15 protein-coding genes are annotated in these 18,279 nt (G+C 46.2%); 11 read left to right on the top strand and 4 right to left on the bottom strand.

Going from position 1 to position 18,279, the window contains the following annotated elements; translation table 11 throughout:
• Positions 1 to 70: 70 nt before the first annotated feature.
• The 4 genes from LDX50_RS23105 to LDX50_RS23090 all read right to left on the bottom strand — a co-directional run bounded on the left by LDX50_RS23105 (position 71) and on the right by LDX50_RS23090 (position 4,960).
• Positions 71 to 1,108 carry an outer membrane beta-barrel protein gene (locus LDX50_RS23105; RefSeq protein ID WP_225698578.1) on the bottom strand — a complete coding sequence of 346 codons (1,038 nt, stop codon included), beginning with the start codon at positions 1,106 to 1,108 and terminating at the stop codon, positions 71 to 73.
• Between the two features lie 84 nt (positions 1,109 to 1,192).
• The gene (locus LDX50_RS23100; protein ID WP_420828565.1) at positions 1,193 to 2,386 is read right to left on the bottom strand and encodes an ammonium transporter; all 1,194 of its coding nucleotides are present in this window, start codon (positions 2,384 to 2,386) and stop codon (positions 1,193 to 1,195) included.
• Positions 2,387 to 2,911: 525 nt separating this feature from the next.
• Positions 2,912 to 3,298, bottom strand: coding sequence for a hypothetical protein (locus LDX50_RS23095; protein ID WP_225698576.1), 387 nt, complete (start codon positions 3,296 to 3,298; stop codon positions 2,912 to 2,914).
• Between the two features lie 78 nt (positions 3,299 to 3,376).
• Entirely contained in the window at positions 3,377 to 4,960 is a 1,584-nt protein-coding gene (locus tag LDX50_RS23090) for a hypothetical protein (RefSeq protein ID WP_225698575.1), read from the bottom strand.
• A 140-nt stretch (positions 4,961 to 5,100) separates the two neighbouring features.
• On the opposite strand from LDX50_RS23090, the gene LDX50_RS23085 reads away from it, so the two are divergent.
• The 11 genes from LDX50_RS23085 (at position 5,101) to LDX50_RS23035 (ending at position 18,239) form a co-directional block, all read left to right on the top strand.
• A complete protein-coding gene (locus LDX50_RS23085; RefSeq protein WP_225698574.1) occupies positions 5,101 to 6,264 on the top strand; it encodes a 2-isopropylmalate synthase in 1,164 nt (387 codons plus the stop codon).
• A gap of 3 nt (positions 6,265 to 6,267) precedes the next feature.
• Positions 6,268 to 7,668, top strand: coding sequence for a 3-isopropylmalate dehydratase large subunit (gene leuC / locus LDX50_RS23080; RefSeq protein WP_225698573.1), 1,401 nt, complete (start codon positions 6,268 to 6,270; stop codon positions 7,666 to 7,668).
• The gene (gene leuD / locus LDX50_RS23075) at positions 7,661 to 8,248 is read left to right on the top strand and encodes a 3-isopropylmalate dehydratase small subunit (protein WP_225698572.1); all 588 of its coding nucleotides are present in this window, start codon (positions 7,661 to 7,663) and stop codon (positions 8,246 to 8,248) included. The genes leuC and leuD overlap by 8 nt, the downstream gene beginning before the upstream one ends.
• Positions 8,245 to 9,327 carry a 3-isopropylmalate dehydrogenase gene (gene leuB, locus LDX50_RS23070; protein ID WP_225698571.1) on the top strand — a complete coding sequence of 361 codons (1,083 nt, stop codon included), beginning with the start codon at positions 8,245 to 8,247 and terminating at the stop codon, positions 9,325 to 9,327. The genes leuD and leuB overlap by 4 nt, the downstream gene beginning before the upstream one ends.
• Before the next feature lie 201 nt (positions 9,328 to 9,528).
• On the top strand, positions 9,529 to 10,419 hold the full coding sequence (locus LDX50_RS23065) for a branched-chain amino acid transaminase (protein ID WP_225698570.1): 891 nt from the start codon (positions 9,529 to 9,531) through the stop codon (positions 10,417 to 10,419).
• A complete protein-coding gene (gene ilvD, locus LDX50_RS23060; RefSeq protein WP_225698569.1) occupies positions 10,419 to 12,095 on the top strand; it encodes a dihydroxy-acid dehydratase in 1,677 nt (558 codons plus the stop codon). Before LDX50_RS23065 ends, ilvD begins: the two co-directional genes overlap by 1 nt.
• Positions 12,088 to 13,821, top strand: a complete 1,734-nt coding sequence (gene ilvB / locus LDX50_RS23055; protein WP_225698568.1) for a biosynthetic-type acetolactate synthase large subunit — start codon at positions 12,088 to 12,090, stop codon at positions 13,819 to 13,821. The genes ilvD and ilvB overlap by 8 nt, the downstream gene beginning before the upstream one ends.
• 16 nt (positions 13,822 to 13,837) lie before the next feature.
• A complete protein-coding gene (ilvN, locus tag LDX50_RS23050) occupies positions 13,838 to 14,383 on the top strand; it encodes an acetolactate synthase small subunit (RefSeq protein ID WP_225698567.1) in 546 nt (181 codons plus the stop codon).
• Positions 14,384 to 14,425: 42 nt separating this feature from the next.
• A complete protein-coding gene (gene ilvC, locus LDX50_RS23045; RefSeq protein ID WP_225698566.1) occupies positions 14,426 to 15,475 on the top strand; it encodes a ketol-acid reductoisomerase in 1,050 nt (349 codons plus the stop codon).
• A gap of 3 nt (positions 15,476 to 15,478) precedes the next feature.
• A complete protein-coding gene (gene ilvA, locus LDX50_RS23040; protein ID WP_225698565.1) occupies positions 15,479 to 16,741 on the top strand; it encodes a threonine ammonia-lyase IlvA in 1,263 nt (420 codons plus the stop codon).
• A gap of 199 nt (positions 16,742 to 16,940) precedes the next feature.
• Positions 16,941 to 18,239 (top strand): OmpA family protein, encoded by a 1,299-nt coding sequence (locus tag LDX50_RS23035; protein ID WP_225698564.1) that lies wholly within the window; start codon positions 16,941 to 16,943, stop codon positions 18,237 to 18,239.
• Positions 18,240 to 18,279 lie beyond the last annotated feature (40 nt).

The raw sequence follows: 18,279 nt of genomic DNA, 5'->3' as shown, positions 1-18,279 counted from the left end.
ATAGGGTAAAAAAATAACCTGTTATATAAAATTACGATATGTAAACTGTCAATTAAGGTCATTTTCGATCTTAGAATGCGTAAACAGCGGCTAATGTAATTTGTGAAGCCTGTGCAACGGCCGCTTCATTGGAATCCATAAAAGCATCGAAGGATACGTTATCAAGTCGGACTTCCCCGATAAAGCGGAAATTTTTGTAGGAATAATTCGCGGTAACGGTACTCGCAAATACACTTTCGGATTCCGAGATAACCGTACCGGATTCGGTGGTTGCTTCCTTATAGGAGAAGAACTCTTCACGTAATCCAATCGAAAACGCTTCACTTATTGAGAACTGGGGATACAGGGCGACGCCGGTGTATCCGCCTTTTTCATCACCGGCAATTGAATAGTCCGCCGCATTCAGTCCGAGGTAAAACTTCTCGCTGATCTGGAAGCCGGTGGTGAGATCAAAGATTGTTCCTGAAGGAGAGCCCGTAACCATATTCAGGTAGACCGACCAGCCCTCGACCGGCTGGATAAAGATCTGCGCTCCAAAATCACTAACACCGTTTTCGTCGTTGTATACATTCCAGTCATTGAATATACCCACCATGATCGCGAAATTATCGCTGATGGTGATATCGGCCTTCAGACCGGAATTCTGGAACGGACCGTTTGTAAAAAGGTAGGAAGTTGAGTAGTTAAAGTTGCCCACAGGTGAAATCACTTCATAGCCAACAAATGTTCCCATGTAGCCGGCCGTAAGAGAAAGCACATCATTGAATGCGTAGCTTACATACAGGTTTTGGATGCCCACAATGGCTCTTTCTTCGTCGCCCAGATCAAAAAGCGGGATCGATTTAAAACTTCTGGGTCCAAACGACAGTTCTCCGACAAAGCTGGCCTTTCCTAGTGTCTGACTGAGGGCCACGTCAACCATTCCAATCGAAATTGAGTTGCGATCATCGGCAAAGGAAGTTCCGATATTATCCTGTCCGGAAAAATCGTAGGTATAGTAGGTATCTACGGAGCCGGAAATGGTGAGCGAGTCTTTTTTATCCTGACCGAAGGAAGAGAGAAAGGTAAAAGTCAGGCACAGGGTGAGTAGTAAATGTACATTTTTCATGTAATTTTGGGTTAAGGTTAATGAAGAGTTAACTGCAGGCTCGCCGGAAGATGTTGCAGCAGTTCCGGTGAGCCTTATTTTTTCTTATTGATCGTAGGTGATTGTATAACCACGGATTCCATGTTCGTGTGAATCGAGTCCTTCGCGTTCATGCTGTTCAGACACCCGGATTCCGATGGTATATTTCAGAATGGTAAAAATGATGTAAGCCGATATGAATGCAGCGGCTCCACAGACGAGTACACCTTTCAGCTGAGGCCAGAACGCCATGTCATTTCCGTCACCGTCGATGCCGAAAATTCCTACTGCCAGCGTTCCCCATATTCCGCATGTCAGGTGTACCGAAACTGCTCCGACGCAATCATCCAGTTTGAATTTGTCAAGGGTAATCGCGGAGAGTACGACAAGGATGCCTGCTACCAGGCCCACAAAACAGGCCCATCCAGGACTGATCACATCGGCACCAGCGGTAATCCCCACAAGTCCGGCCAGAATCCCATTCAGTACCATGCCCAGGTCAAGGCGTTTAAATACAACGTATCCGGTAATGAAACCGCCCAAAGCCCCGGTACAGGCCGCCAGACAGGTTGTTACGAGTACATAGGATACAATAGCCGGATCAGCGCTGAGCACGGATCCACCGTTAAATCCAAACCATCCAAACCACAGGAGGAATACCCCGATCACGGCCAAAGGAACACTGGAGCCGGGTTTGTCGATGACTTTTCCGTCGACATATTTGCCCAGTCGCGGACCGATGATCATGATGCCTGCCAGGGCACCCCAGCCACCTACCGAATGCACAAGTGTTGATCCGGCAAAATCATAGAATCCGGCTGCATCCAGTGCGCCCGCACCCCATTTCCAGCTTCCGATAACCGGATAAACCAACCCAACAAATATGATGGTGAAGATGAGGTATGCTGATATCTTAATGCGCTCTGCTACCGCACCCGATACGATGGTCGCCGCAGTAGCGGCAAACATGGCCTGAAAGAGGAAGTCGGTCCAGTACGTATAACCCGCTGAGGCATATTCCACCGTATTTCCATTTTCCGGAAGACTTAACGGGAACCCGCCAAATCCGAACCAGCCCGGCTCTGCAAATCCCGGATACATCAGGCTGAAGCCAATCAGGTAATACGTGAGAATTCCAATGATTGGGGTTAACGTGTTTTTAAAGAGTACGTTTACGGTATTTTTAGCTTGGGTGAAGCCAGCTTCGACACCAGCAAAGCCCAGGTGCATAATGAATACAAGGGCGGTAGCCAGCATCATCCATACGTTGTTGGCAGTAAACAACGCCTGTGTTCCATCACTGATGGTCTGACTCACTTCCGCTGTTTCCAGAACAGCAGCTGTTCCTGCATCTCCAAGGATACCGGATAATTGTACACTAAGATCGAGTGTAAATAGTTCTCTCATAATATTTTATTTCTTGTTAGTGGTATAAGGCAGAATAAAATATGCCTGAATCTGCGGGCAAGAAAATAATGTTTTGAGAGATAAGGAAATTATTGATGATAAAAAATAACCCTGTTTCTTGAAAAATTTACAATTTATTATGCTTATAGGTTAATTAAATGCCATTATACTTCAGATAATTGTAATGATATTCCAATATAGGGTATAAAATGACCCTCGTTTGTGAAAAATTAATAATTTTTTGAAAATAATTTCGCATTGAAACAATTGTCCTAAAATTTTGTTTTCGCCTAAAAAAAAATACCCATTTGTTACATGGGCATTCAATTTTATAGAGGTGTGGGTTAAAAAATACCCGGTTCTGTGAATTAATCAGTCTTATTGAACTGCTTTGCTTTCATTAATAGCTGTAAGCATTTTTTCCTTTACTTCGTTAATCCGGATCAATTCTTCACGGTAATAGTTTATCTGTGCATCGGGATCCTCGCTGAATTTATCGCGGTCGAATGAACGCATCCATTCCATCATGGATTCGTCTGCTGAATTCAGGTTGCTGATTGTTTCACGCAGCATGATAATACGGGCGGAATCATTCTCAGAATTGATCATTTCCTGAATACGGCCCTTTTCTTTCATGATATCGTCCATTTTGGGCATGACCTCATCATGAACGGCCATTACTTCGTTAAACAAATCTTCAGACGGATTACTGCATCCGGAAAACAGGACCAAAGAAATAAAAAGTAATATGTATTGTGTTCGCATGGGAAATGACTTTTGATCAAAATTACCTAATAAATGCTGTAGTCGCGTAACGAAAGTTACAATCCTTGCCGGCCTTCGTTACAAAGTCTGGTTCTCGCTCGCCATGGTTCGTTGCCGGGCTATTCTCCGCATTGCTTTCTGGTGGATGATCTCTCCAACTTTATGATTATTGCTTTTTGATTCCAGCCATGAAATAATATCGAAATACATGAATGCCCTTCGTTCGTAGGGGTTATGCTGCAGGGGAACCAGCTGGTCGCGCAGTTCATTGAATGCTTCCATTAATTCTTCTTCGGATAAGTGGGCATCCAATTTTTTCAGAAAACTGAGGATATACTTTTGAAAGGAGTACAGGTCCTTCTTTCGAAGCAGGAAGCGGTATGTCGACCGGATGTAATAATCTATGACATCTGTATTGCCCAGTTCATAGTGACTGATCAGACTTAATATCCGCGCGAAAGAGTGAATATCTTCACGCAGATCAATATTTTCGGAAGTGAAAATCCGGTTCAGCCAACGGATGCAGTTCCCATATTTCTGATCCCCGAAATAAAGACAGGCCACCTTGTAAAAAAGTATGATGCGTGAATGATTGTCTAGTTGCCTGATAAAAGGCTCAAGGAGCGGTTCAATTTTTTCGATCAAAGAAACACCATGGCCGAAATCGCCCAGCATAAAGATTCGGTTGAATTCATGCACGTACGTATATTTATACAGGCGCATCCGGATGTTTTCATTCATTGTATGCCTTGGATAATGGCGGATTTCCCTGAGCCTTCTGCTGGTTTCAACAAAATCATCGTAGGAATACATCTTGTACTGGGCAATCATCAGTGTATTGATCGCACTCAGGTAATCATTGGTCCGTGAGTAGCGGATCTCCTTATGCTCATCGAAAAGATCAAGCCACTTGCGGGCGTATTTGAGTCCGCTGTCAAAATCCTGGATAAATGAATAATACCCGGAAAGTAATTGATAAAGGCTTAGTTTTTCCGTAAGCGAGAGTTCTTGCTCAATAAAATCAGGCAGTTCCTTTTCAAAAAGTCGTTGGATGTGATTATAATCACTCTGATTTCGGATAAATCCGATTCTGTAATAGATTGCGTTCAGTCGGGCAGCCAGGTTGGTGAACTTGTTTACATTGTTGATACGTTCATTCACCTGCTGAACCTCCCGCACGATGCGGTTCACCCGCTGCTCATTACCGGCACCAACCGTTTGGGTAAGTATATTCTTTTCCCACTTAAGAATTTCGAGCTGCAACTCCAGGTTGTCGATGCTGCCAACCTTTTTACGGGCTTTTTTTAATATCTGAACACATTGGTCGTATAAACCCCGGTTAAAGAGGATCTGCACATGATCGATCATCTCGCGTATCTGGATCTCAAGTGAGTGGGACTGACTGTACTGACGCATACACTGAAGTACACGCTGATACAGATGAGCCTTGAGGTTGGAGATCTGTGTTGGAGAAATATCCGGAATAGAATTCAGAAGTGCTTCCTCATCGTACTCAGTTTGTTCAGAAAGCCCGTTAAATAAAAGAATGAATTTCTTTTCCGAAGACCCGTTGCGCGAAGCCCACACATTGAAATATCTTCTTTCAGCTGGTTTCATGGTTTGAACAAGCGAATGCAATGCTGTGGATTTTGATCTTGCCATCGTAATAAATATGACGAAAAATATCTTTTAAGCCGTATAATAATCAATATTATTGATTCAGGAATCGTAAATATAATACTTTTTGGCATTTACTTCCGTTGCGGGTAACCATACCTTTGATTTTGACCAAATTAGTAAGTATGGCTACAGAGAACAGAATTTACATTTTTGATACCACGTTGCGGGATGGTGAACAGGTGCCCGGGTGCGGACTCACCAAGAAGGAAAAGGTACGTCTTGCCCAGGCACTGGAGGATTTAGGGGTAGACATAATTGAGGCGGGTTTTCCGATAAGCAGTCCGGGAGATTTCGAAGCTGTGAAGTCTGTTGCCGAAGTGATTCGTAATTCATCTGTTTGTGCCTTATCGAGGGCAGTTGAGCAGGACATTGTTACTGCAGCCAGGGCGATTGAAAATGCGGTTCGTCCACGTATCCATACAGGAATCGGTACTTCCGATCAGCATGTTTTTACCAAGCTTCGTACAACCCGCGACCGGATCCTTGAAAAGGCGCATTTCTGTGTTAGCACGGCTAAAAAGTATGTGGATGACGTTGAATTTTATGCGGAAGATGCCGGCAGAACAGAGAACAGCTTTTTGGCCCAGGTGATTCAGGAGGCCGTGAATGCTGGTGCTACAGTAGTAAACATTCCTGATACGACGGGCTACTGCCTGCCTTCGGAATACGGTCAAAAAATTAAATACCTGATTGATCATGTGAAGGGCATCGAGAATGTGATTATATCTACACATTGCCACAATGATCTCGGACTTTCTACTGCCAACAGTGTGGAGGCCATACAGCAGGGTGCCCGTCAGGTGGAATGTACCATCAACGGAATTGGTGAAAGGGCTGGAAACACTTCGCTCGAGGAGGTTGTAATGATCCTCAAAAAACACAATTGGCTCAACTACACCACCGGAATTCACACAGAAAAGCTTTATTCCATGAGCCGGCTAATCTCGGAAACCATGAATATGCCGGTTCAGCCTAATAAGGCAATCGTCGGAGCAAATGCATTTGCGCACTCTTCCGGGATTCATCAGGACGGTGTCATTAAAAACAGGGATAATTATGAAATCATCGATCCTGCAGAAGTAGGAGTTAATAAATCTTCCATCATACTTACCGCGCGGAGTGGTCGTGCCGCCCTGAATTTCCGCCTCGGTCAACTGGGTATCCAGCTTGCCCGCCCGGAGCTTGAATCTGCCTATGAAGAATTTTTGGCTGTCGCAGACCAGGTTTCTGTGGTTGAAGACGAGCATTTGCAGGAAATCGTAGCGAAACTTCAAGACGTAGCCTGATTTATGGGAAAGACACTTTTTGACAAGGTGTGGGACCGTCATGTTGTGGAGGTTATTCCCGACGGCCCGCAAGTCGTATATATCGATACGCATTTTATCCATGAAGTAACGAGTCCGCAAGCCTTTGCCGGATTACGAAAACGGGGAATCGGCGTTTTTCGTCCGAAACAAACCGTCGCAACCGCTGATCACAATGTTCCTACGATCGACCAGCATTTGCCGATTCGCGATGCCTTATCCAGGCATCAGGTTGACACCCTTATAAAGAACTGTGAAGCATTTGGGGTTGAATTATACGGGCTCGGGCATCCTTACCAGGGAATCGTGCATGTTATCGGACCTGAACTGGGAATCACACAACCCGGAATGACTATCGTTTGCGGAGACAGCCATACGTCTACGCATGGGGCATTTGGAAATATTGCATTTGGAATCGGAACAAGTGAGGTGGAACAGGTACTGGCAACCCAGTGCATTCTCCAAACAAAGCCAAAGAAAATGAAGATCGAAGTAAACGGATCACTGCGCTCCGGTGTACTGTCGAAGGATATCATACTTCATATCATTTCGAAAATCAGTACCAGCGGCTGTACGGGTCATTTTGTGGAATTTGCCGGATCAGCGATCCGCAGCCTTTCCATGGAAGCGCGTATGACCATCTGTAATATGAGCATTGAAATGGGTGCCCGGGGTGGTATGATCGCTCCGGATGAAACAACCTTTGAGTATATGAAGGGACGAACATTCGCACCGAAGGGCGCAGAGTGGGACCGCAAAGTAGCGGAGTGGCGCGAGCTGTTTACAGATGACGATGCTGTTTTCGACAAGGTTCACACATTTAATGCCGGCGAAATCGAACCCATGATCACCTATGGTACAAACCCGGCCATGGGAATCGGCATTACCCAGCGAATTCCGGAAATGGAAGGAAATAAGGAAGATACCACCCTGAAAAAGGCGCTGAAATACATGGATTTATCAGCCGGAGCACCCTTACTCGGACAGCGAATTGATTACGTATTTATTGGAAGCTGTACGAACTCCCGGATTGAAGATCTTCGCCTGGTGGCAGACCTGGTTAAAGGGCGTAAAAAGGCGGATCACGTGACAGCATTGATCATACCAGGTTCGAGACAGGTAGAGGAACAGGCGAAAAGCGAGGGCCTTGACAAGGTACTTGAGTCGGCGGGGTTCGAACTCCGTCAGCCGGGATGTTCGGCCTGTTTGGGCATGAATGAGGACAAGGTTCCGGACGGGAAATATTGCGTTTCCACGTCAAACAGAAATTTTGAGGGCCGGCAGGGTCCTGGTGCGCGTACCATGCTGGCGAGTCCGCTCACAGCTGCAGCAGCTGCACTCAATGGATATATTTCGGATGTGAGAGAATTAATGACTAATGGATAAGTTCAGGAAAATAGAATCTACCGTTGTTCCGTTGCCGCTGGAGAATGTTGATACGGATCAGATAATTCCCGCAAGGTTTTTAAAAGCCACAACACGGGAAGGTTTTGGCGATAATCTTTTCCGAGACTGGCGGTACAAATCAGATGGAACGCCGAATCAGGATTTTATTCTGAACCAGGATAATATCAAAGGAGAAATACTGGTAGCGGGAAAGAATTTCGGATGTGGCAGCAGCAGGGAGCACGCGGCCTGGGCTATCTATGATCATGGCTTCAAGGTGGTGGTTTCAAGTTTCTTTGCAGATATATTCAGAAATAATGCATTGAACAACGGACTTCTTCCCGTGCAGGTTTCAGAAGAATTCCTGGACAGGATCTTCCTGGAAAGGGAACGGGATGAAGACCTGAGGGTCACGGTAAACCTCGAAGAACAACTGATCACACTGGAATCAACAGGTGAAAGCGAGGAATTCGATGTGAATCCCTATAAGAGATACTGCCTCATTAACGGATATGATGATATCGATTATTTGCTCAGCAAACGGGAAGCAATTGAGGAATTTGAAAAGAACAGATCATGAATAAGAAAATAGCCGTGTTGTCGGGTGATGGTATCGGTCCGGAAGTAACTCACCAGGCCGTTCAGGTACTGGAATCGGTTGCCGACAGATTTGGCCATCAATTTATTTTTGAAGAGGCCCTCATTGGCGCATGTGCCATTGACCAGACCGGGGATCCATTCCCACAAGATACAGAACAGGTTTGCCGTAATGCTGATGCCATTTTGTTCGGTGCGATCGGCCATCCTAAATACGATAATGATCCCTCCGCAAAGGTACGCCCCGAACAGGGTTTGCTGGCGATGCGTAAAAAATTAGGATTATATGCCAATGTAAGACCTGTCACCAGCTATGAAGCGCTGGAGGACAAGTCTCCATTGAAAAATGAAATTGTGCACGGGACAGATTTTGTGGTCTTTCGTGAACTTACCGGAGGCATTTATTTCGGTGAGCCGCGTGGACGTACAGAAAATGGCGCAACAGCTTTTGATACCTGTGTTTACAGTCGTCACGAGATCGAGCGCATTGCACATCAGGCATTTCAGGCGGCTCAGAAAAGAGGTAAGCATCTGACCCTGGTGGATAAAGCAAATGTACTCGCAACCTCGAGACTATGGCGGGAAGTCGTGAAATCTATGGCAGCCGGGTATCCTGATGTTGAGCTTGACTTTATGTTTGTTGATAATGCGGCGATGAAAATTATTCTGAATCCGGGATTCTTCGACGTGATTCTTACCGAGAATATGTTTGGAGATATCATCACAGACGAAGCCAGTGTTCTTGCGGGTTCGTTGGGCATGCTTCCTTCAGCAAGCACAGGTGACTCCTATGCATTGTACGAACCGATTCATGGTTCCTACCCTGAGGCAGCCGGAAAGAATATAGCGAACCCTGTAGGCGCGATCCTGTCGGCAGCCATGTTACTGGAATATTCATTTGATATGCTGGAAGAAAGTGCTGCAATTCGCGAGGCTGTAGCCGCTTCTATTACTGAAGGAATCGTCACTTCGGATATCGATGCGTCTTCCACGTATGGCACAACAGAGGTTGGTGCGCATATTATTTCACTGCTGAAATCTTCAGTTTCCCTTAAATCCTAGAAATATGCAGCATTTAGTTTGTTTTAACCGGGATTTATTCACTACATTTAAAAAAACTAATGAGAAACCTGTTCATCATATCACTGGTCATTATTAACGTCATTCGATTGAATGCTGACCGGGATTGGTGAATCTGAAATAAGATAAACATTGAAAAGCGCCATCCCCCGGGATGGCGCTTTTTTTTTAACCCCATGACATATGTATTACAATAAGAATACCATCGTATTTAAAGACGGCCGAATGATTCCGGCGGCTGAAGCCATGTCCAGTGATTATACACAAACGCTGCATTATGGCAATGGTGTATTTGAGGGAATGCGATCCTACGAGAATGCAGAGGGATGCAATATTTTCCGTGCCAGGGAACATTTCGACCGCCTCGCCTATTCAGCGGATCGGATGCAGTTAAAAATGCCTTATTCCCCTGAAGAAATGGTGCAGATCGCATACCAGCTTCTTGATGAGAACCATCTGCACAATGCCTATATCCGGCCGCTGGTATACGGCGGTATGAATATGAGCCTGGAGCCTTCCGATGAGTGTCACGTTTTCATGGCAGCCTGGAACTGGGGAAAATATCTGGGTAATGATCCGCTGAGCGTAATGGTTTCATCCTATCAGCGACCTAATCCGAAATCAACAATTATTGATGCCAAGATCGTTGGACATTATACCAATAGCATTCTAGCCACATCCGAAGCCAGGAAGTTGGGTTATGATGAAGCTTTGCTGCTTGATATGCATGGCAATGTTGCTGAAGGTCCGGGAGCCAATTTCTTTTTTGAAAAGGAAGGTATCCTCTATACACCCCCCGCTGGTCACATACTTCCGGGCATTACCCGCAGGACGGTCATGGAGCTTGCGCAGGAGCTGGGCATCCGCGTGGTGGAGAAATTCTTCGAAGTGGAGGAGGTATATGATGCAGACACTGCTTTTTTCGTAGGAACTGCTGTAGAAATTGCACCAATCGCCGCGATCAATGGTGAAAAACTGAAGGGAACCTGGGAAGATTCAGCGGGACACCAGCTTTATCTGATGTACCGTCAGAAGGTTCGGTTTAATGAATACCAGGGATTAACGATTGTTTAATGAGTTCTGCGCCAAATAAATACAGCCGTGTTGTAACACAGGACCCCACTCAGCCTGCCGCACAGGCCATGCTTCACGCCATTGGTCTCACTGATTCCGACCTGAAGAAAGCACAGGTAGGGATTGTGAGTACGGGTTTTGAGGGTAATCCATGTAACATGCATTTGAATGACCTTGCCAGGGATGTAAAGGGCGGAGTTACCTCCGCTGATCTGGTAGGTCTGATATTCAATACGATCGGAGTAAGCGACGGAATTTCAATGGGAACACCGGGTATGCGGTACTCACTTCCATCGCGCGATATTATTGCCGATAGTATTGAAACAGTAGTAAATGCACAGGCATATGACGCCCTGGTTGCGGTTGTTGGCTGTGATAAAAATATGCCAGGGGCTATGATTGCCATTGGCCGTTTGAACAGACCTGCTATTCTTGTTTATGGAGGCACGATCGCCCCGGGCTGCTATGCCAACAAAAAACTGGATGTGGTTTCAGCGTTTGAGGCGCTCGGGCAAAAAATGGCCGGGACCATTTCAGAAGAAGATTTTAAAGGTGTGGTTCATCATGCCTGTCCGGGTCCGGGCGCATGTGGCGGGATGTACACAGCCAATACGATGGCTTCTGCGATTGAAGCACTCGGATTAAGCTTACCCTACAGTTCATCGAATCCGGCCAGGGATCAATCCAAACAAATAGAATGCAGAAAAGCAGGTGAACAAATGAGACACCTCGTGGAGATGGACCTGAAGCCACGGGATATCGTTACGAAAAGATCATTTGAAAATGCGATTTCACTCATTACAGTGCTGGGAGGATCAACCAATGCGGTTCTTCATTTACTGGCGATGGCCCATGCATTCGGCATTGACCTGACATTACAGGACTTCAGTTCCATCAGTGCACGTACGCCTTTCCTGGCAGATTTGAAACCCAGCGGTCAGTTCGTTATGGAAGATTTACACGAAGCAGGCGGTATTCCGGGCGTGATGAAACTTATGCTGAAGGAGTCACTACTCGACGGAAATTGCATGACCGTAACCGGCAAGACAATTGGGGAAAATATTGAAGAAGCAGCGCTTGCCGACGGACAAACGGTGATCCACCCTGTTGCGGATCCCATAAAATCATCCGGGCATTTGCGCATCCTGTACGGGAATTTAAGTCCGGATGGTGCCGTAGCCAAAATCACTGGAAAGGAGGGTGAATTTTTTGAAGGTCCGGCCCGTGTATTCGAGAGTGAATTCGAGGCCAACGATGAACTTCTCGCCGGAAAGGTGCAGGCAGGAGATGTCATTGTGATCCGATACGAAGGTCCGAAAGGGGGCCCGGGAATGCCTGAGATGCTGAAGCCCACTTCGGCGATCATGGGTGCCGGACTGGGTAAGGAAGTGGCTCTTATTACCGATGGCCGGTTTTCCGGCGGAACACATGGTTTTGTGGTGGGGCATATTACACCCGAAGCACAGGATGGCGGACCGATTGCCCTGGTTCAGAATGGTGACAGAATACGTATTGATGCCCGGGAGAACAGGCTGGATATTCTGGTCGACGAGGAGGAAATGGCCCGAAGGAGGAAAAGCTGGAAGGCACCGGATTTGAAAAAGACTTCCGGGATCTTATACAAATATGCCAGGATGGTGTCAACCGCATCAGAAGGCTGCATAACAGATGGATAATATGGAATTACAGGCAAATAAAACGCTTACAACTACGGAAACGATCAGCGGGGCAGAGGCGGTAATACGATCGCTGCTGGCCGAGGGTGTTGATACCATGTTCGGTTATCCCGGTGGCGCCATTATGCCGGTTTATGATGCGCTTTATGATTATCAGGAAGAGCTCAGGCATATCCTGGTGCGTCATGAACAGGGAGCAGTACATGCCGCGCAGGGATATGCACGAGCCAGCGGTAAGGTGGGGGTTTGCCTGGCAACAAGCGGCCCGGGTGCTACCAATCTTATTACAGGTTTGGCAGATGCGATGATCGATTCTACGCCTGTTGTGTGTATCACGGGGCAGGTTGCTTCCCATTTACTGGGAACCGATGCATTCCAGGAAACAGATGTGGTTGGCGTTTCGATGCCGGTAACAAAATGGAATATTCAGATCACCAAATCAGAAGATATACCCCAGGCTCTTGCCAAAGCGTTTTTTATTGCACGATCGGGAAGGCCTGGTCCGGTGGTGGTAGATATCACAAAAAATGCACAGTTCGGAAAACTCGAATTTGCCTATGCTCCTTGTGAAATGCTCAGGAGCTATATCCCCCGTCCGGCGATTGATCCGGTACAATTAAATGCCGCGGCAACACTGATCAACAATGCAAAAAAGCCCTTTCTTCTGGTTGGCCAGGGTGTAATTCTTTCAGGTGCTGAAAATATTCTGACTGAGTTTGTAGAAAAGACGGGCATCCCTTACGCCTGGACATTACTGGGACTTTCAGCAATGCCAACGGATCATTACCTCAATACCGGAATGCTGGGCATGCACGGGAATTATGGGCCAAATGTAAAAACCAACGAATGTGATGTCCTTATCGCTGTGGGCATGCGTTTTGATGACCGGGTAACCGGTGATGTCGATCGCTATGCCAGACAGGCCAAGGTGATTCATATAGAAATTGATCCGGCGGAAATCGATAAAAATGTAAATGCCGATGTACCGCTGATCGGAGACGCAAAGGAAGTGCTTGAAAAACTGATTGATCTGGTGGATCCTGCCGGTCATGAGGAATGGATAGAGGAATTCAGGGTTTGCAGTAACCTGGAGTTTCAGAAAGTAATTGAGAAATCACTGCATCCGGGAGATGAACATGGTCTTCTGATGGGCGAGGTAATCGCCAATGTATCGGCACGGCTGAAGGGTGATGCAATCCTGGTAACCGATGTTGGTCAGCATCAGATGGCGGCCTCACGTTATTTCAATTTCCGTCAGAGCCGCAGCAATATTACCTCGGGCGGACTGGGGACAATGGGATTTGCGCTGCCGGCCGGACTGGGCGCGAAACTGGGGGCTCCGGATCGTGATGTGGTCATCGTTGTTGGCGACGGTGGCATACAGATGAATATCCAGGAACTCGCTACCATTTTTCAGTATGGTGTGAATGTTAAAATTCTGCTGCTGAATAATAATTTCCTGGGCATGGTGCGTCAATGGCAGCAACTGTTTTTCGACCGCCGCTATTCCTTTACCGAGATGGTAAATCCTGATTTTGTAAAAGTGGCAGAAGGCTTTGGCCTCACTGCTAAGAAACTCACAGACCGCAAGGATTTGGATGCGAGTATTGAAGAAATGCTCAATTCAGAATCACATTTTCTTCTCGAAGTGGTAGTGGAAAAGGAGGAAAATGTATTTCCAATGATCCCGACTGGTTCGTGTGTATCAGAAATACGTCTTGAATGACGATAACAATTGAAATATGAAAAAGCATAAATATACGATCACAATTTTCACTGAAAATTTCATCGGGTTGCTTAGCCGGATCACCCTGATCTTTACACGGCGGCATATCAACATCGAAAGCATTACCGTATCAGAATCTGAAGTGAAGGGGGTTCATCGCTATACGGTTGTCGTCAAGATCACTGAAGAGCAGGTAAAGCGTGTGGTGAAACAAATTGAAAAGCAGGTAGAAGCGCTGAAAGCATTCTACTACCGCGATGACGAAACGATCCACCAGGAAATTGCCTTATACAAGGTTTCAACAAAATTCCTTGACGGAAAGCATAACCTTGAGTTTGTGATCCGAACACACCAGGCGCGGATACTCTCGGTGGAAAATAAATATATGGTCATTGAGAAAACCGGTCACAAGAGCGAAACTCAGGAGTTGCTTGAGTTGCTTCAGCCATTCGGGGTTCTGGAATTCGTCCGTTCCGGACGGGTATCCATTTCAAAGCCTATGAAGGAATTGAGCGAATATCTCAATGAGATGGAGGAGGAGCTGCAGTCGCAGCGTGCATAAATTAACAAATGAATTAACTAACCAAATCAACAAAATAAAAAGATGGCAAAGATCAATTTTGGAGGAGTAGAAGAAGAAGTCGTAACACGCGAAGAGTTTTCACTGGATAAAGCCAGGGAGGTATTAAAGAACGAAACCATTGCCGTATTGGGTTATGGTGTTCAGGGACCTGGTCAGGCATTGAATTTAAAAGATAATGGATTCAACGTAATCGTTGGTCAGCGTAAAAATTCCAAGACATGGGATAAGGCAATTGCCGACGGATGGGTGCCGGGCGAAGATTTATTCGAGCTTGAGGAAGCATGCGAGCGCGGAACCATCATCCAGTTTTTACTTTCAGACGCAGGACAGATCAAACTTTGGCCAACGGTGAAGAAACATCTCACACCGGGTAAGGCATTATACTTTTCACACGGCTTTGGTGTGACCTATAATGAGCGCACCGGAATTATTCCGCCAGATGATGTTGATGTCATCCTCATTGCACCAAAAGGATCGGGAACGTCATTGCGCAGAATGTTTCTTGAAGGGCGTGGCTTGAATTCAAGCTATGCGATTTACAAGGATGCTACAGGCAAAGCCAAGGAGCGTGTTGTTGCACTCGGGATTGGCGTAGGATCGGGATACCTGTTCCCAACTACTTTTAAGAAGGAAGTTTACAGCGATCTTACCGGTGAACGCGGAACGCTCATGGGAGCAATCCAGGGAATTTTTGCAGCGCAATATGAGGTGCTTCGTGAAAACGGACATACTCCGTCTGAGGCCTTCAATGAAACAGTGGAGGAACTTACCCAGTCACTGATGCCGCTTGTCGCTGAAAATGGGATGGACTGGATGTATGCGAATTGTTCGACCACTGCACAGCGCGGCGCACTTGACTGGTGGAAGAAATTTAAGGATGCGACAAAACCAGTATTCTCTGATTTATACAAAGAGGTAGCTGCCGGTGAGGAAGCCCAGAAGTCGATCGATTCGAACTCCAAGGAAGATTACCGTGCGAAGCTGGAAGAGGAACTTACTGAATTGCGTGAATCTGAAATGTGGAGAGCGGGCAAGGCAGTTCGTGAATTGCGGCCTGAGCGGGCAAAATAGCCGATGGAAAATATTACGACACAGACAGTTACCGTAAACGGAATCCTGACAGCATCTGAAGTACTGAAGGATGTCATCGTCAGGACTCCGTTGTTGCGTCATGAAGGGTTAAGTGAGAAGCTCGATGCAAACATCCTTTTGAAGCGTGAGGATCTTCAGGTAGTTCGTTCCTATAAGATACGGGGTGCTTACAATAAGATCCATAACACCAATCCGGGAAAACTGGACAACGGGATCGTATGTGCCAGCGCCGGCAATCATGCGCAGGGTGTGGCACTGGCGTGTCGTAAAAAACAAATTCAGGGGAGGATCTATATGCCTGTTCCTACACCGGATCAAAAGGTGAAACAGGTTACGTTTTTCGGAAGGGAGTTTGTTGAGGTAGTGCTTACCGGGGATACCTTTGATGATGCCTATCATGAAGCCCGGAAATACGGAGAGGAGCACGGTGCCGAGTTTATCCACCCCTTTGATGACCCGCTGATCATTGAAGGACAGGGAACTGTCGGGAAAGAGATCCTGGAAGACAGTGAATACCCGATTGACTATCTGATTGTGCCCATCGGCGGCGGCGGACTTGCGGCCGGTGTGAGTACTTATATAAAATCATTGAGTCCGAATACCCGGATAATTGGCGTTGAGCCTGCCGGAGCGCCGGCGATGAAGAAGTCGCTGGAAAAAGATGAATTGGTTACTCTTGATCGCATCGATAAGTTTGTCGATGGTGCCGCGGTAAAGCGTGTGGGTGAAATGACATTCCAGATTTGCCGTGAGCTGATTGATGAGGTCATCACCGTTCCGGAAGGTAAGGTGTGCAGCGAAATCCTGCGCCTGTATAATGAAGATGCCATTGTTGTGGAACCGGCGGGCGCATTAACGATTGCAGCCCTGGATATGCTGGCAGAACGCATCAGGGGAAAAAATGTGGTGGCCGTTGTGAGCGGAAGCAACAACGACATTACACGTACCAGTGAAATTAAAGAGCGGTCAATGCTTTTTGAAGGACTGAAACACTACTTTATCATTAATTTTCCACAGCGAGCCGGAGCTCTTCGTGAATTTTTGATCGATGTACTTGGCCCCAATGACGATATAAGTCATTTTGAATATTACAAAAAGAATAATCGTGAGAAAGGTCCGGCACTGATTGGAATAGAACTGAAAAATCATGCGGATTTGGAGGGATTGATCGATCGTATGGATGAAAAGAAAATCAGGTACGAATACGTAAATGATCAGCCACATTTATTTCATTACCTGATATAAGATATTACATTTTCCATTCAAAAATTGCCCTGATAATGAGCTAAATAGCTCAGAATTAGTGCATAAGTGCAAAAAAACTTACCCTTGCTTGGTCAAAAGTAAAACGAATTATACCTTGGAACCATAATTCGGCGCGTTTTATGTGCTGACTTATATTTTTTAAACGAGTAAGTAACATCATTTTTTAAGCATTAGCGTTATGTTACGAATAACAACTTTTACCAGGGTTGTCATGATATTCATGGCAAGTCTGATTACGATTACGGGTAATTCGGTTCCGGACAGGGATCCGGATCCTATACCTGGAAATTCAAACTATGTAGTTATCGGAGCGTTTGCATTCATCAGAAATGCAGAGCGTTTCACCAAATATGCGCAGGAAGAAAAGGACTTTGATGCCAAATTTGCCATTAATCCTCTTCGGAATCTGTACTACGTGTACATGTACAGCTCAGATGAACGAAAGGATGCTGTGGATGTCGTTCTGAAAGTACGCGCAGACCATCCTGACCTTTGGGATGCCTGGGTTTTTTCCGGTTCGCTGGGAGCCCTGGATGAAGGTGAGATGGTAACGCCGGTATTGAGTGAAAGTAATGAGCCCCAGGAGTACACCGAGGCCGAAAATGCGGAGTGGGAAGCGATGATGTCGGAGCGTGAGGCCGTAGTGGAGCAGGCTCAGGAAGAGATGGCCCCGGTGAATGAAGCCCTGGCTGTTTCGGCAGAAGTGGAAGAAACGCCGGTTGTTGAACCTGAAAAACCAGCCAACCTGGAACCCAAGGAGGGCTATTATTACCTCTACTTCAATACGATCAATAAAAAGACCATGAAGGAGGTAAAAGGACGGGTTCGCGTAATTGATGCGGAGCGATTTAAAGAATTGGAAATTGTTGAATCACAGGAATTAATTGAATTAAAGGATCCTAATAATGGAACCAACCGATTGAAGGCAGCAACCCAGATATTCGGTTTTAAGGAGGTAGATCATGTGATTAACCTCGATCAGCCGTTAACAGATTCAACAGCATCATTTGTAAAGGTTGTTGGTGATTCAATCATTATGGATTTTGAGCTTGAGCGATTCAAGAAAGGCGACATCCTGGTAATGTACAATGTATATTTCTTCAAGGATGCGGCGGTCATGAAGCCTGAATCAAAATATGAATTACTCAGCCTGCTTGATATGCTGGAAGAAAACGACAAACTCAAAGTTCGTATTCATGGTCACACCAACGGAAATGCAAAAGGAAAGATTATTCATCTGGATGATGAGGAAAAGAATTTCTTCAGCCTGCGCGCAGACCAGGAGGAGGATTTTGGAAGTGCGAAAGCATTAAGTACATATCGCGCCGAGACCATTCAGGACTGGCTAATCTCGGAGGGCATCCCAGCAGACAGGATGTCCATCAAAGGATGGGGTGGCAAGAAAATGATATACGATAAGCATGATACACAGGCGCATAAGAATGTGCGTGTTGAAATAGAAATTGTGGAAGATTAATGTTGGTTTCAATTGGCCGCCCTCTCTGCAGGTGAGCACC

It is taken from the genome of Fulvivirga sedimenti (assembly GCF_020328055.1).
The sequence above is the reverse complement of the archived record's forward strand: the minus strand, read 5'-3'. Positions and strand labels throughout refer to the sequence as shown.